Source organism: Athalassotoga saccharophila (assembly GCF_009936215.1).
Classification (GTDB): Bacteria; Thermotogota; Thermotogae; order Mesoaciditogales; family Mesoaciditogaceae; genus Athalassotoga; species Athalassotoga saccharophila.
The window spans coordinates 671,920-687,558 of sequence record NZ_AP019551.1 but is presented as its reverse complement, the minus strand read 5'-3'; the positions used below and the strand labels follow the sequence as shown (position 1 = coordinate 687,558).

Sequence of the window (15,639 nt, the reverse complement as noted above, 5' to 3'; positions counted from 1 at the left end):
TCTCCTTATTTCACAGAACCAGCGTAAATTCCCTTTATAAACAAACGCTGGAAAGCAATAAAAACAACAACTATTGGTATCATTGAAAGAACCGTCATAGGAAGCAATCCTGACCAGTTTATAGTATGCTGTCCTGAAAACATGCCTAAGGCAAGTTGAACTGTATACAATTTCTCATTGCTTATGACTATTAAAGGCCATAGAAAATCATTCCATCTCCACATTACCGAAAAAATTGTTAAAGTCGCTATAACTGGGGTAGAAAGAGGAAGAATTATTGACCAAAAAATCCTCCATTCAGAAGCTCCATCAATCCTCGCAAACTCAATAAGTTCATTTGGCAAAGATACGAGATACTGCCTGACAAGGAAAATACCTGTAGGTGTGGCGGCAGGCGGTATTATAAGGCCAAGATATGAGTTCAACATGTGAAAATTCTTTAATACTATGAAAATAGGTATCATGATAACCTGAAGTGGTAACATCAAGGTGGCTAACATTGTCCAAAAAAGTACATTTCCACCGAAAAATTTATATTTTGCGAGAGCAAAACCAGCCATCATGCTAATTGCGACTGTTAGAATCGTCGAAGAAACCGTTACAATCGCTGAATTCATGAAGTAAAGTGGAAAATCTCCAGATGTCCATGCATTTATATAATTTTCAAAAGTCAAATCTGTAGATAACAACTTCGGAGGATAAGCGTAAAGATCGTAAGATGGTCTAAAAGAAGAAAGTACAAGCCAAAAGATTGGAAAAAAGAATAAGAACAACAATATGTAAGTCAAAACATTTAAAAAGATTGATTTTACTGATTTTTTCATGCTAAAAATTGCCCCTCTCTTGAAACTTTAAATTGTAAAATTCCTATCGTTAAAAAGACTAAGAATAGAATAAAAGACATCGCTGAGGCTAAACCCATATTAAGATTTATAAATGCCGTGTTATAAACTTTTTCAACGGCAAAAGTTGTAGACTCTCCGGGACCACCACCTGTTAAGACAAAGGGTATATCAAAAAGTTGCATGCTTTGTATTGTCGAAAGAATTATGACAAGTATAGAGGTGGGTTTTAGCATGGGCAAGGTTATAAAAGTGAATTTTTCGAAAGTACTTGCACCATCTATTTCGGCTGCCTCATAAAGTTCTTGAGGTATTGATTGAATTCCGGCTATGAAAATTACCATGAAAAACCCTGAAGCAGCCCACGACATTATCAAAACAAGAGATAAAAAAGCATAAGTTGGGTTTAAAAGAAATGGTAAATTTCGTAAACCCAAGACTGTAAATAAATTGTTTAGAAATCCAAAATCGTAGTTTAACATCCAATCCCATATCAAAGCAGTTATAACTCCGGATAGAACACTTGGTAGAAAAAAGAAGACTCGCAAAACAGACTTTGCTTTAACGCTTGGTGACGTCATCAAAAGGGCAAGTCCCAATGAAAAGCAATAAATCGTAGGTACTACGAGTAAACTGAACAAAAAGGTCCTTAAAAGAGCATCTAAAAAACTCGTTGTTTCAAAAATCGAAAGGTAATTGTTAAATCCAACAAATACACTCTGACCAAATGAGTAAGGAGTTCTATACATAGAAACTATAAATCCCAATACACCCGGATATATTATGAATATGAGAAATATGGAAAAAGCAGGAGCCAAAAAAATATAGGGAATAAATTTTCTTAATTTCATGAATTAAACCTCCAAATCCGGCAGCATGAAGCTGCCGGAATTTTTTCACTTAGAAGATGTTTTTAAATTTGCCATTTGCTGGTTAAAATAACTTGCAACGTCATTAAGTGCTTGCTGAGGTGTCATGGTCCCAGAAATAGCGTTAACTATATCTTGAACAAGACGTGGATAGTAGGTTTGAGTTATAACAGCCGTATTACCAACAATCCAGTCTCTCTCAAAATTGGCAGGCCAGTTACCTTGTACTTGAGTCCCTTTGTTAAGATCTGTAAGAATTATCTGCATTACCGAGTTCAATTCTGGATTTCCATAATCTATGCCTTCTTGGAGTAATTGATGATTCGCTGGAATGGCACCAAGTTTTTGGCACCACTGTGTCAATATTGGTTTAGAGGTCAACCACAACATGAACTCTGCAACTTGTTTTGGATATTTTGTACTCTTAAATCCGAGAATAACTTTTGGCCCGGTCATTACAGCATTAACTTTATCCATTGGAAGTGGCATAACTCCCCACTTGAAATTCACAGTCCCTTTTTGCATTAGTTCCGGAATCATCCATGTTCCTGAGTAAAACATTGAAGCAAGACCATTTTGGAAGTAACTGAAGGCTGGCGTATTGCCCACCCATACTGATTCAGGAATAAGATTCTTCCTAAACAAAGACACGAAAAAGGACAAGGCTCTTACTCCTTCAGGATTATTTATGACACATTGACCATTTTCATTCCATATCTGACCTCCGGCCTGATAAAGTAAGTTCGACCATCTGTAAGATGTTTTTTCATAAGTAAGAGCATATTTAGCAGCGCCGCTGTTGACTATTTTTTCCATTGCAGATTCCCATTGCGCCCATGTCCATGGAGTTGTTGAAGGTGCTGTGATATCAGCCTTTGCAAACTCATCTTTGTTGTAAAATAACGCATGAGCACCGGCATCCCATGGAATGCCAAGAACTTCATGCCTTGTATCGTACCAGTACTCCATAGATGTAAAACCGCTATGATTTTTTACCCATTCTTCAACGCTCTCACCTGTAAAAGATGTGATATATGGCGCTATATTTAAAGCAACATCTTGATAAGGTATTATGTCCCCTGCTCTTGCAATATCGGGTGGTGTTCCACCTTGAATCATCGTTGATAGTTTTTGAGCGTAATCACTGTACGGTATATTCAACAGATTTATTTTTACATCCGGATGAAGTTGCTCATACTGTGCTATCAACGATTGAATGACAGGAAGATCCGGCCCATCTGTGAAATAAGCAAAGGTCAAAGTTATTTGCTGGGAAAAAGCGACGAACATCACTGCAACAAGTAAAACTGACAATATCACAAATACCCTTTTCACAAACAACACCTCCTTAAAAATTCCCTTTCGGGTTATTTGAAATACCTTCCTTCCAACTTGTTAAATGATCCGTACGCGACTCTTTCGAATTTCATTGAATCTATTTTGTAAATGAAGATCTCGTTCGTTATGTTTACTTTTGCGCCAAAAAGATGACCACCGACTAACTTTTTATCCGGGCCTGCGAGGGCAACGTGGATGTGGGCGAAGGGTTTTCCGTCCTTTCTTGCTATGTTACCCGTCAGCGCCACAAGTTCGTGGGGCGTTTCTACTTTTATCTTTTCGTATTGATCCTTTTCCATGTTGAACCATCCTATTTCAAAATCTTTGAGCATGCCCATCCCCGAAAGAATAACGCCGGCATTCATGGAATATTTTTCGACGACCGAATACAAAGACTCAAAAAAATCATCACCCGTGTCAAATCTTACAAAGATCAAATTTTCTTCTTTCATATCGAATATCATCCAAATCACCTCACTCTAAAGTCTCTTCGAATACTTTTTTCAATTCGTCAAAGTTGTCATTCCTGCGCTTTATCAAATCTTCCAAAGCCTCCGCAGCGCTCAGCCCATCATGGACAGTTCTAAAGACGCCGTAAGACACGGCCGCGGGATCGTCATCGCCTGGAAAGAGCACATTTCGTCCGATAAGTGCACCTCTTACATTAGGCCCACTTTCGAGTGCCTTCGAGAGATTTTCCATCGTGTAGGTTGGATCTTCTTTTGATTCTCCACCAAGGATAAGAATCGGCAATGTCGTCGATCTTGCAACTCTTTCGAAATTTGGAACGTAAGGAATCTTTATCCACATCTTTGCGCTGCTTCCTCCTATCGCCGAAACAACTCCGACGATCTTGATCAATTCATTTGCGTCTGCTATAACCTCGTACGATGAACTCTCATCCTTTCTTGTTACCGGCAAAGGCTCTAAAAACACTGGAAGGCCTAATTCGTTGCATTCTCTTACGGCTGCCGCACACTCTTCGAGCGTCTTCAAAGACCATCTCGAATATTTTCCCGTGTCAAGTCTGAAGAGCAACTTTCCGGCATCGAGGTTAAACCTCACAAGGTCTTTCGGCCAGTAAGAGGTTATGACATCTTCCATCTCGTATTCAATTCCCGCAAGGCCCGATCTGTTCATGCTGCCCATTATTACCTTGTTATCCAAGAAACTCTTTCTTCCAGATTTTCTGTAAAGATAATCTATCATCGCAAGTTCATCTATCAAATCGGGCGTGGCCATGACACCGTCAACGTATCCGTATGTCAAAACTCTTACAATCCTCCCTAAATATTCGAGCCTGTCGCCAATCAGTGTTGGATTATCTCCCACGCCCGTAACGCGACGGGCCGGATGATCGGCTGCGAGGATGACAAGGTAACCATCTTCGGTCAGTGATTTTCTTCTCTTTCTTGCCTTCAGAGTCTCCTCTATTATTTCGGGATTTTTAACTCTGAGATCTGTCAATTTGTAGAATGCCCATTCGGGAAAATATTCTCGAGTTACAAATCTGTACTTTCCAACTCCATATATGACATCTTGCCACGTTCTGGCATCATCGTAGAAGGATTTGGAATGCTGCAATACTGGCACACTTCCCTCGCGACCGCGCGGCATGACTTCGAAGCCGATTGGTCCTGTGTAATCCATTTCGTGGAGCGCTTTTACAAAATCGGCAACCTCTCTCAATTTAATCGCGCCGTTTGGGTATGCAAAGGATATGTGGGCATCGCCGTAATTGGGATCGCTGGGATCAAGCACGCAATTTCCTATGTGTACATGGAAAAGGTATGGCTTGAGATACTGCAAAACCTCTGCAAATTCAGGCTCTTCAACCTCTTCAGCCTTGACCAAATTCTCATATTTTTTTGTTTGATCTCCCGCTTGTATTTCAAGATTTATGTGATCGATTATCGATTTTGTATTCCTTATAAGAAGCATATGGGTAAGATCGTACAGAAGTCCGAATTCATCGTGGTGGTACTCGTCTCTTACACGCCTTGCTATCTCTATCGCCTCGAGTGTGGGTCCTATTAACTGATCGTGAAAGCGCCCTCTCGGATCGTTGATTCTATCGAACATGACCAAGATCAGTTTCATCGGCTTCCTCTTTAGAGTCTTTGCCACGCGATCAGAATATTCGCAAAGTTCATGAATTGATCTTACCAAAGAAAGTTTTGCCGTCTCGCGCAATTCTATACCGGGATCGCGCCCGGATCTGAATGTAAATCCTTCGGCGTTGAATTCGTATGCCTGATCGATCAACTCTTTGAGACGATTCACACCGTTTACCCTGTCAAGTTCGTTTATCGAGGAAATATCTGTCGGAGCGTATCCTTCTTCGTTCAACGACTGGACAAATTGGGCTCCGAAGAAAATGTGAAGTTTTGTCGTTTTGAGAAAATCTATCGCTTTCTTTCTCAAAACGGGATCCTTTATACGAGTTATCTCTATTCCTCCGAAGTAATTGTCCGATGCAATAGTTTTGAGCGAATCCATAAGATATTTTTCGCTTGGTTCTCCCCTTTGCATTGAGTTCGTGTTCTGCCGTCCCGGGAAGGCCATCGGCTGGACAACCGTTACAATGTTATCTTTTAAGATCATTTTCGTCCTCCTTCGCAACAATCAAATCCACACCGGCATTTACAAGTATTGTCTTTGCACTTTCCGACACTTTCCAATCGGTTATAACGTGATCTATTTGATTCAAATTCGCATAAATCGCAAATGACGGTCTTTCAAATTTTGAAGAATCAACTATGACAAAAGATTCGCTCGATTGAGAGATCATCAAAGACTTTATCTTTGCCTCGTTGACATTCGGAGTCATAAATCCATCTTTAGAAAATCCCGTCGCCCCGACAAAGGCTTTGTCTGCGTATATCTTTTTTATGTTCTCTTCCGCGAATGCGCCTATCAAAGAAAAACTATTCTCTCTTACAATTCCACCGATCACTATGAGATCGACACCTGTTCCGACGAGTTCTGTCGCTATGAAAAAGTTATTCGTTACAATCGTTAAAGGAAGCAATTTTATCCTCTTTATCTCTCTTGCCATCGCTAAGGTTGTAGTGCCGCTGTCCAAGATTATGCTGTCTCCGGGCTTTACAAACTCAAGCGCTTTTTTGGCTATGGCAGATTTTTCTTCAACGTGCTGTTGAGATTTCTGAATGAAACCCCACTCAACCTTTGTATGAGATGGAAGCAATGCCCCACCGTGTGTGCGCACTACCATTCCAATGCTTTCAAGATCTGAGAGATCCTTTCTTATGGTTGTACCCGTTACACCCAAAATTTCAGAAAGTTCCTTTACCGTAACCTCTCCCTTTTCCTTTATTATGTCTATAAGGCGGGCCTTTCGAGTCTCTTCTAACATCAAAATCTCCTCTTCAAAAATGCTTCAAATTCTCCACCGAAGAGTTTTTCAACGTCTCTTTTTACCTCCTCTTCGGTGATCGTCCATCCATCTTCCAAAATATCGAGATATTTATCTATCAACACTTTTTCTATAACCTTCTTTGAGTGATCCCATTTGTATATGAGTTGATCGAGCACGCGCGCGTCCGAGTGCTGAGGTGTAAAACTCAATCCTAACATTTCCATTCTTTCTCGAGTGATCTCATCGACTATTGATGGATTATTCAAAAACCACCAGCAACCAAAAACATGGATATTCCTGAACTTCCTCGCGGCAACGACGAGTTCGTGCTGATTTTCCTTCGAGAGCATCGTGATAAGGAATTTATTGTGAGGGTACATTCTCGCAAGATACTCAACGGTGTTTATATCTGCCTTCCCGACCGAATCACCGGCAAGTTTTAATTGAGGATTTGTGAGTTTTTTGGCACCTATCATCATCGCAAAGGGTATGTTATGCTCGTAAGAGACAGGAATTATGGCATTCTCTATTATCAAGGCAGTTTCCGTATCTGAAGGAACCTTGAATTCTGGCGGAAGAGATGCGGCCATGTAAAGGGGATTCATGCGATCTATCCAATCAGAAAGAAATCTTTTGATCTCAGAGAAGGTCTTTTCTGTCAATTTCTCTTCGACATCGTATCCCCATTCTCTGAGTTTAAGATAAGAAGACGGCCATTTGACAAGAAGCGGATCTATTCGAAGCGCACTTTTGAATCTGATATCCCCTTTTTCATTTTTGATCCAGATCTTTCTTTCATCTTCGACGAATGGATCATTTGTCATGACAACGTATTTTATATGGGCCGTTTTGAAAACTATATCGATGTATTCTTCAACCTTTTTAGATGCAAAAAACCTTCTGTATCCATCTATATCACGCTTAGAAGGATCGAGTCCGACAGATTTCAAAACCGTTATAACGCCTCTTGCCGCTTCACTTAAGGGAGAATTTTCGATGAACAACGTTTTCCATATGAGATTTGCCTGTTCTGTTTTTGTCATCTTCCAAAATTCATCGTAAGGCATTTCAGAAAACCTCATAACTTCGGCTATCAAATAATGATAGGTGAGGAGATCATCGATTCCCCACAACAATAAGTCTTTGAATCTCAGATCGAAGATATGAGTATGGAGATCGACTATTTGGACCTCATCGACGGCCTTTTTGACGATCTTGCTTACTTCTTCTTTCTTTATATTCATTTTTGCGCCTCCAAATAAAACTAAATACAACTAAATGAAAACATATAAAAGTACAAAAATGCAAATACCGAATTTGGCGATTTTAAGCTTTTTTCTGAAAAATATCTTGATTATCCTAAATTTAGTCTTAAAATCGTAAAATTAAATTGATTATCTTTGTTTTTTTGATGATTGTTGTGGAAAATGCTATACCTGATCATGTGTAAAACACCATTTTGGCTCCGGCAGGTGCCCCGCTCGATGTCTGTCCTCGATCCGCAGCGCCGGCCATCTCGAGGGCATCCTGCTCTCCGCTTCGGTAAATAAGCATTCGGCTTCATTGTTGATTTTTCGTGTTATGATAAAATAAATTGATAAAACTTTTAAAGGGAGGGCTCAGAAGTTAGCGGTGAATCCAAGAAAGAAAGAAAAAAACTTTACAGAAGTCTTTTCATAGCTTTATTGTCAACCGCCTCTGTTTTCGCGGTATTTTTGATCTTTGCCAAAGACAGCACACAGATATTGAAGATCTTGTCTTTATCTCCAATTGATATACTCATAGGTTTTGCACTTTTCATGGGTATTATATTCATAGACACCGTCAGAACATGGGTAATGACTCATTTTCTTGATGAGCATATCAACTGGAAGATCGCGCTATCAAATTCGATTTTAGGATATTTCTATACCTATATAACACCCTCTTCTGCCGGAGGCCAGCCATTTCAGATATACCATCTTTCAAAGTGGAAGGTAAAGCCTGAAATCTCTTCGGCCATAATATTGACCCGGTGGAGCACGATGATGATCTTTCTTTCGATCTCATCGATTTTGTTGTTGAAAAGATACCTTTTCTACGTTCAAATAGGAATTCCCGTCTTAAGCCAGATCGTATGGGCAATTATTTTAGTTGGGGTTATCGTCTCTTTTGCGATTGTCTTAATGCTTCTTGTGCCGCCTGTTGGAATTGGCCTTGTGAATTTTGTAAAAAAATCACGCATTTTGAAATGGATCTTCAAGTTGTTTAAAAAAGATGATGTCGAAATCTTGACTAAATTCGAAAACAACGTCAGGCAATTTTACGATGCGATGCACATGATATGGATGAAAAAACCTCTTTTGATAATCTTCGATGCCATGACTGGAATTTTGGATTTAGGTATCCTTTATTACATACTTTACAGATCGATAATGGCTGCTTCATACGAAAATGGGGCTCAATTCTTTCTTTCATTCTGGTCTTTGAGCGCTATCTTTATATTGTTGTCTTTCATTGTCTATTACTTTCCAACTCCCGGATCTTCCGGCGGCATAGAAGGAGCCTTTTATCTCGTTTTCTCGATATATGGAAGTCCGCCAGCAGTTATGGCAGGAATTTTGATATGGAGAATATCCACATATTACCTTCCCATTTTGCTTGGCATCGTAACGATGTTTTTCGAATTCAGGGCAAAAGGAAAGGAGACAGAGAATGCGCAAAAAACTTAACAGAACGCTTGGCCTTTATTCGGCAACGATGGTCAGTGTTGGATCCATGATAGGAGGAGCAATTTTTGTGCTTGCCGGAACGGTCTTTAAAATGGCCGGACCATCGGCAACTCTTGCGATCTTTCTTGCTGGAATAGCGACCTTTTTGACTTCATTTTCTTTTGCTGAATTTTCGACCTTTGTCCCGGAAGCCGGCGGTGGATACTCTTACGTTAGGGCAACCTTTGGGAATAATTTCATAGGTTTTTTTACTGGATGGATCTTGTGGATAGGGTACGCTCTATCTGCCTCTTTGTTTGCGATAGGATTTGGAAACTTTCTCAACTACTTCATTCCCTTCCTGCCCGGGATAGTGGGATCGCTGATTTTGATAATTTACGTAACATCGAACCAGATAAGTGGCATTAAAAATTCAGCGCTTCTTCAAAATACGATTGTGACGATCTTCGTCGCTATTTTGATAGGGTACATAATTTACGGCTTCAAATTCGCAGAGGTGAAAAATGTAACTCCCTTTTTCTCCAACGGTTTCGTCCCGATGTTTCAGACCATGAGCATCCTTTACATGACTTACATAGGATTTGACGCCGTTACAACGCTCGGAGAAGAGGTTAAGAATCCAAAGAGGACTATTCCACTTGCGATAATGATATCGATGGTAGTCGTTATTGTTATCAAAACTCTCGCTTTTTTCATAGGAAGTGCGATTTTAAACGTAAACACTATAACGGCTCAAAATGCCGGCAATTTCATGATAAACACGGCCAAAATAATCGGAGGCCCGATTGGAGGATATATCTTCGCGGGAGCGGGCATTCTCGCAACGCTTTCATGCATGAACACCTCTTTGCTCGCATCGTCGAGAACTTCCTTTGCTTTGTCGAGGGATAAAAAACTTCCTTATTTTTTCCAATCTATAAATCCAAAAACCCAATCTCCAATTTTTAGCATTGTCGTGGCATCGATTATAATTCTAATAGCAACGATAACTCAAAATATCGAAGAAATTTCGATAATAGCAAGTTCTTTAACCCTTACAGGATACGCGTTCATAAATCTGTCTCTCATATATGCAAGAAAGATGAATTTGAATACCGAAAATGGATTTAAAACTCCCCTGTATCCATACATTCCGATCTTCGCCATAGGCTTTAACGTTGTCATGATCTTCATCTTGCTTTACACGGATAGACTCGCTTTAGGCTTTGTAATGGCGCTTTGGGCAATTGGAATTGTCTATTACCTTCTCAGTCCAAGGTTAAAAACGGCTCCAAGGGGTATCTCAAATGAGCCCTTGCCCTTTTTGAAGGTTAAAGTCAAAAACAATTTCAAGGTACTTTCCGTCTTAGAAGATGAAGAGAAGGCCAAATCTCTTTTAGATTTTTCCTTCGATATTTCAAATGAAAACGCAATTCCAATAGGGATAATAGATATACCTGACATCGTAAGTGATAAGGATAACTACGAAACCTTAAAAGGATCGGTAGAAAAATTCGAAAGAATAAGAAAGATCGTCTCTATGGTCGGAAATGAAAGAAAGACAAATGTAGATTTACACGTCATTCTTTCAAAGGACAGAGAAAAGATAGTCGATGAGTTCGCAATTCAAAACAAGATCGATATGATCCTAATGGAATGGAAGGAAGAAAAAAAGGCCTTCAGCAAGTGGGAAAAAAAGATTTTAGAAAGGTCTCCCGTTGATGTCGGTATAATGAAATTCACAGGCAATCAATTCAAACGCATTCTCTTCCCCTATAGCGGAAGTATTTACTCTCAGATGGCCGCCGATCTTGTCAAAAGGATAGCAGATGCCTACGATGCAAAGGTTACAATTCTTAAAATAATTTACGAAGAGAATGAAAAAGAAATCGAAGAGTACAAAAAGGTCCTCGCGCACATTCTCGAAACTCTGAAAATAGACGGAGAGATTTTAATAGAATACAGCCCTTCGGCATGGCAAAAGATCGTCGAACTTTCTAAAGAATACGATCTCGTAATCGTAGGAATTTCGACTGACTGGAATACGGGCGACAGCCTTTTAGGCTTAAAGACAGATCTCATCTTCGAAGAGGCACAATCTTCCGTACTCGCAGTCAGGGCATTCCATGAGGTCTTCCATAATCAAAGTGTAAGAAAGATCTTCGAATTCATAAAAAAGTTTTCACCGTGACTATTTTATTCCGGTTCTCGCAATGCCTTCGATGAAATATCTTTGGGCAAAGAGGAACAATATGACGATCGGAAGCATTGTGAATGTCGAGGCGGCCATCAACTGGTTGTAAATCGTTCCGGCATTGCTGCTGAAATTTTGAAGTCCAACCGGCAAAGTTCTCATCGAAGGTTCATTCGTGACTATAAGGACCCACAAGAAGGCATTCCAACTTCCGACGAAATTCAAAAGTGCGCCGGTTATTATGACTGGCCTTGAAAGGGGCACCATTATAGTCCACAAAAATCTCCACCTTGAAGCGCCGTCTATTTTTGCCGCATCTAAAAGTTCATCCGGAATGGTCATGAAATTCTGTCTTATCAAAAATATAGTAAAGGCGCTAACGGCCCACGGGATTATGAGGGCATAATAAGTGTTAAGCCAGCCGAAATGCACTATCGTTATGAAATTCGGAACGAGCAATACCTCTCCGGGAATCATCATGGTTGCTATGAAGAGCATGAAGAAAAAATTCCTGCCGGCAAAGTGCAATTTTGAAAAGGCAAAGGCCGCCATAACTCCAAAGACGATATTCAAAAAGGTCGTTACAACGGCGACAAAGACTGTATTCAAATAATACCTTGCAAATGGAGCGGCATTCCATGCCTGAACGTAAGCCTCAAAAAGATTTGCAAAGATCTCAGAAATGGTGAAATGTACCGAAACCTTGACGGGAAGCGTCGTAAACCAGACGCTATTTATGTTTTTCAAAAAGATCTTGACACTTCCATTCGAAGGGAAGTACTGAATGCTTGAAATTATCGATGGTGCCTTTATGATCTTCATCGTGTAATACGTGTTGTTGTAAATATCGGTAATTTGAGAAACTACCCTGTAATTCAACCAGGCAACTTCAAGCATTTTCTCGACTGCCGATGGATCTTTGTACGAAGAAAAACCACTCGAAATATAGGCAAGTTGACCTGAACTGCCCGTCAAAACCCCTGTGCTATTTGGATGTTCCGATCCGAATCTTTCAGAAATCTTTTGTGACAGTTCATTCCAGTTTCCAGAATATTCGCTTATCATCCTGTCAAGTTCTACCTTTTCATCTGGATTTAGGACTCCATACAATATCTTCATGTTAGTTACGACACTCGATATCCCTCTGAATGCGCTGTCAACTTGATCTTTATTCAATCCAATGGATGCGAGATCGGACTTTAACATCTCGTTCGTCGAATTTATAAAATTATCTATGAAATGCGAAAGATCTCCAGATCTAACTATATCAAGGGCTATATTCATGTATGTCGAAGGAAGCGTTGAGCCTTTTATCGCACTCTCAAGCCTTTGGATCTGATCCTTTTTTGTGAAGAAGGTAAAGATCATCTCAGAATCGGTAGTTAAATTCATCGAATTTTGGTAAAAGTTGAAGACATCATCGTAGGATTTCATCAAATTGTAGTATCCTGCGATCGGGTTTATCATTCTTTGCTCGTAGAAATTGACAACGTTATCCAAGGCGGGATCGACTTTCCCGAATTTTTGAATTAGAATCTGTTTTAGATCGGCCTTGCTAAAGAAGTTATCGAATAATTTTTCCACGACCGGCAGATCCGATGCGAGAGTACCGGTGCCTTTTTTGTAAGGAATCAGAGATGAGGCAAGAATTTGACTTTGTGCGAAAAATTCATTTGAAGAAAGAAATTCCTTGACGAATTGTTGTTCCGTTCCCGAAGAGGACAAAGATGGATTTCGGAGAAGGGCCGGCATGAAGATTTTTGCCGTTGATGTCGCCGAATCTATGGCCTTTTCGGCATTATCAATGAAGTCTATCCTTGAGAAAATAGGTTTTGACCCGTACCTGAAAATGTTGAAAAATGCCTTGATATATTCCTGTGGATTTGAAGAAAGGGATTTCAATTCACTTATTTGGTTTTGATAATTCGACGGGTATATTTTAGAATCGACAACGTTGATGACATCTTCCGCACTTTGAAAGTTTATGCCCGTTGCATATTTTATCGGGCCGCCATTTCCCAAAGTCAGATATATCGTGCCTCTTAACGGAGGGGTACCGGCAAAATTGACCGTCAAAACATTGGAAGCGCTCGATGTGTTTGCCTGGCTCACATTCAAAAATTGCTGAAGGCTAAGTGCAGAATAATTGACGGACGAATAACTCGAATGATCTATCGAGGCATTTATATCTCTTACCGGCAGGGCATTGACCGTTCCCCATGTGGGCGGAAATACCTGAACCTCTTCGGGCAATTTCAATGAAGTAACGACCATCCATATGAAAGGCATAAGCATTATCGCCGCGCCAGCAAAGGCTATTATGTAAAGGATTATCTCGATGACCGTGCCTTTGATCTTCATAAGTACTCAACCCTTTTCTGGCCGACTCTAAATTGAATAAGGGTAAAGACCAAAATTATCGCAAATAGTATGTATGCCGCGGCAGATGCAAGACCCATCTGCTGGTTCGTGTAGAAGGTCTGGAAGATGTAATAAACTATCGTCAATCCAGAGTTGTTGTAAGGGCCCGGAACGGCTTGATATAGGACGTAGACTTCGGTGAAGACCTTGAATGCCCCTATGACTGAAACGATCAAAACGAAAAAGGTCATCGGAGAGAGAAGAGGCCATGTTATGTACCACAATTTTTGAGAGGTCGTTGCCCCGTCTATATCTGCGGCCTCGTAATAAGATCTGTCTATCGATTGAAGACCGGCAAGAAAGATTATGGCATTGTATCCGATTGTCTTCCACACAGACATTATGGCTATCGTAGGGATAGTCCACACATCGCTCTTAAGCCATGCGACGGGGGAGATGCCTATCAAAGAAAGCAGATAATTTATAAGGCCGTACTGATCGTTATAAAGCCATTGCCAGACAAGGCTTATGGCAACAATAGATGTAACAAAGGGCATAAAATAGGAAGTTCTCAAAATGGCCTTGAAAAATTTAAGTCTGTTCAAAAGCAAAGCCACAAGCAATGCGAGTATTATGTCTGCAGGAACATAGAGAATGACGTAATATGCCGTATTCCATATGGATTTAATGAAATCGCTGCTTTCTTTTACAGCGTTGAGCCATTGGTATATTCCGTAATTGCTTGGAAAGGCAAATCTCAACGTAACATAAATCGCACCGCTTATCAAAAAGAGGGTAAAAAGATGGCCTGCCATTCTCGAAATGAATTGACTTTTTCTGAAGGCAACAAGTCCTACAGCCAGACCTAAAAAGATCAAAACCACGTATGGAATTACGTTTAAAGATTTCAAAATTTCTCCGAAGAAGGCTAAAGAAAGCACCGTCGTAACAACATAGATCGCTTCAAAAATTCTGATCTTCTTTGATATCAGCCAGTTAACGAAGATGTATAAGGAGAAGAGTACAAGGAACGTTACGGATATGTAGAAACCGTCAAAAAGAAGGGCTTTGAAGAATGAATAGGGCGGAGGCGTGTTTAACTCAAAAAGTTGGATGTAATTTTGTAAACCTATAAAACTTGGATTTTTGAGATGGGCGTAATCCCAGTTAAAGAAGGAGAGATAGAAGGAATACCCAACCGGCCAGAAAACGAAGATAGACATTATTATCAGGGCCGGAAGGATGAAGAGATACCCACTCACATTTTCCCAGAAACGTATTCTGTTATGCATAAGATCACTTCACCCTCACCAAATTTAGTAGATGATTATATCACAAATTCATTTAGTTCTGTAAAGTCTATCCCCCGCATCTCCAAGTCCTGGCAAAATATACGCGTGATCGTTAAGTCCTCTGTCTATGGCACAGGTGAGAATTCTGACATCCGGATGTTTTAACTCGACAACCTTTAATCCCTCCGGAGCCGAGACGACCGAAAGGAGCGTTATATGTTTCCCTCCCTTTCCTTTCACGAGATCTATGGCCTTGACGGCCGAATTTCCGGTCGCAAGCATGGGATCGAGTATGAAAACCTCTGTATCGTCGTAAAAGGCCGGAAATTTCACGTAATACTCGACTGGCATCTTCGTTTCTGGATCCCTGTACATGCCTGCATACCCGACAGATGCATTTGGAACGAGTTGAAGGACTCCATCAAGCATTCCAAGGCCTGCTCTCAATATGGGAACGACGACTATATTCTTGTCATTTATCTCGTACCCTTCACATTCTTCGAGAGGCGTTTGAACTATCTTTTTTCTGAGAGCAAGATGACGCATCGCTTCGTAGGTCATAAGGGTTGCTATTTCTCTTATTAGTTCTCTGAACTCTTTCGGTCCCGTCGATTTGTCTCTTAAAATGGTTAGTTTGTGAAGTATTAAAGGATGATCGACAACCAAATGCATAA

The 15,639-nt window shown here is 40.3% G+C and carries 12 protein-coding genes; 2 read left to right on the top strand and 10 right to left on the bottom strand.

The annotated features are described in order from the left end of the window. Positions 1-5: 5 nt before the first annotated feature. The 7 genes from ATHSA_RS03415 to ATHSA_RS03385 are packed head-to-tail and all read right to left on the bottom strand — an operon-like array spanning position 6 to position 7,672. Positions 6-824: a carbohydrate ABC transporter permease gene (locus tag ATHSA_RS03415; protein ID WP_161847757.1), complete on the bottom strand. Its 819-nt coding sequence runs from the start codon at positions 822-824 to the stop codon at positions 6-8. Next, positions 821-1,693 (bottom strand): carbohydrate ABC transporter permease, encoded by an 873-nt coding sequence (locus ATHSA_RS03410; protein WP_161847756.1) that lies wholly within the window; start codon positions 1,691-1,693, stop codon positions 821-823. The genes ATHSA_RS03415 and ATHSA_RS03410 overlap by 4 nt, the downstream gene beginning before the upstream one ends. A gap of 45 nt (positions 1,694-1,738) precedes the next feature. After that, positions 1,739-3,046: an ABC transporter substrate-binding protein gene (locus ATHSA_RS03405; RefSeq protein WP_161847755.1), complete on the bottom strand. Its 1,308-nt coding sequence runs from the start codon at positions 3,044-3,046 to the stop codon at positions 1,739-1,741. 32 nt (positions 3,047-3,078) lie between these two features. After that, a complete protein-coding gene (locus ATHSA_RS03400) occupies positions 3,079-3,513 on the bottom strand; it encodes a PPC domain-containing DNA-binding protein (RefSeq protein ID WP_161847754.1) in 435 nt (144 codons plus the stop codon). Positions 3,514-3,523: 10 nt separating this feature from the next. Continuing rightward, on the bottom strand, positions 3,524-5,653 hold the full coding sequence (locus ATHSA_RS03395) for a Cgl0159 family (beta/alpha)8-fold protein (protein WP_161847753.1): 2,130 nt from the start codon (positions 5,651-5,653) through the stop codon (positions 3,524-3,526). Beyond that, complete coding sequence (locus tag ATHSA_RS03390; protein WP_161847752.1) at positions 5,637-6,425, bottom strand: DeoR/GlpR family DNA-binding transcription regulator; 789 nt, start codon at positions 6,423-6,425, stop codon at positions 5,637-5,639. The genes ATHSA_RS03395 and ATHSA_RS03390 overlap by 17 nt, the downstream gene beginning before the upstream one ends. Beyond that, on the bottom strand, positions 6,425-7,672 hold the full coding sequence (locus ATHSA_RS03385) for a glucuronate isomerase (protein ID WP_161847751.1): 1,248 nt from the start codon (positions 7,670-7,672) through the stop codon (positions 6,425-6,427). The genes ATHSA_RS03390 and ATHSA_RS03385 overlap by 1 nt, the downstream gene beginning before the upstream one ends. Before the next feature lie 441 nt (positions 7,673-8,113). Between ATHSA_RS03385 and ATHSA_RS03380 the strand changes: the two genes are divergently transcribed. Together ATHSA_RS03380 and ATHSA_RS03375 are read left to right on the top strand one after the other, a co-directional pair. Then, positions 8,114-9,139 carry a lysylphosphatidylglycerol synthase transmembrane domain-containing protein gene (locus tag ATHSA_RS03380; RefSeq protein WP_269473938.1) on the top strand — a complete coding sequence of 342 codons (1,026 nt, stop codon included), beginning with the start codon at positions 8,114-8,116 and terminating at the stop codon, positions 9,137-9,139. Then, complete coding sequence (locus ATHSA_RS03375; protein WP_161847749.1) at positions 9,123-11,309, top strand: APC family permease; 2,187 nt, start codon at positions 9,123-9,125, stop codon at positions 11,307-11,309. Before ATHSA_RS03380 ends, ATHSA_RS03375 begins: the two co-directional genes overlap by 17 nt. On the opposite strand, the gene ATHSA_RS03370 is transcribed toward ATHSA_RS03375, so the two are convergent. Genes ATHSA_RS03370 through upp form a run of 3 tightly spaced genes read right to left on the bottom strand, consistent with a single transcriptional unit; the run spans position 11,310 to position 15,637 of the window. Further along, positions 11,310-13,673, bottom strand: a complete 2,364-nt coding sequence (locus ATHSA_RS03370; protein WP_197739219.1) for a carbohydrate ABC transporter permease — start codon at positions 13,671-13,673, stop codon at positions 11,310-11,312. Beyond that, entirely contained in the window at positions 13,670-14,965 is a 1,296-nt protein-coding gene (locus ATHSA_RS03365) for a carbohydrate ABC transporter permease (protein ID WP_161847748.1), read from the bottom strand. The genes ATHSA_RS03370 and ATHSA_RS03365 overlap by 4 nt, the downstream gene beginning before the upstream one ends. Before the next feature lie 48 nt (positions 14,966-15,013). Then, positions 15,014-15,637: a uracil phosphoribosyltransferase gene (gene upp / locus ATHSA_RS03360; RefSeq protein ID WP_161847747.1), complete on the bottom strand. Its 624-nt coding sequence runs from the start codon at positions 15,635-15,637 to the stop codon at positions 15,014-15,016. Between the last annotated feature and the right edge of the window lie 2 nt (positions 15,638-15,639).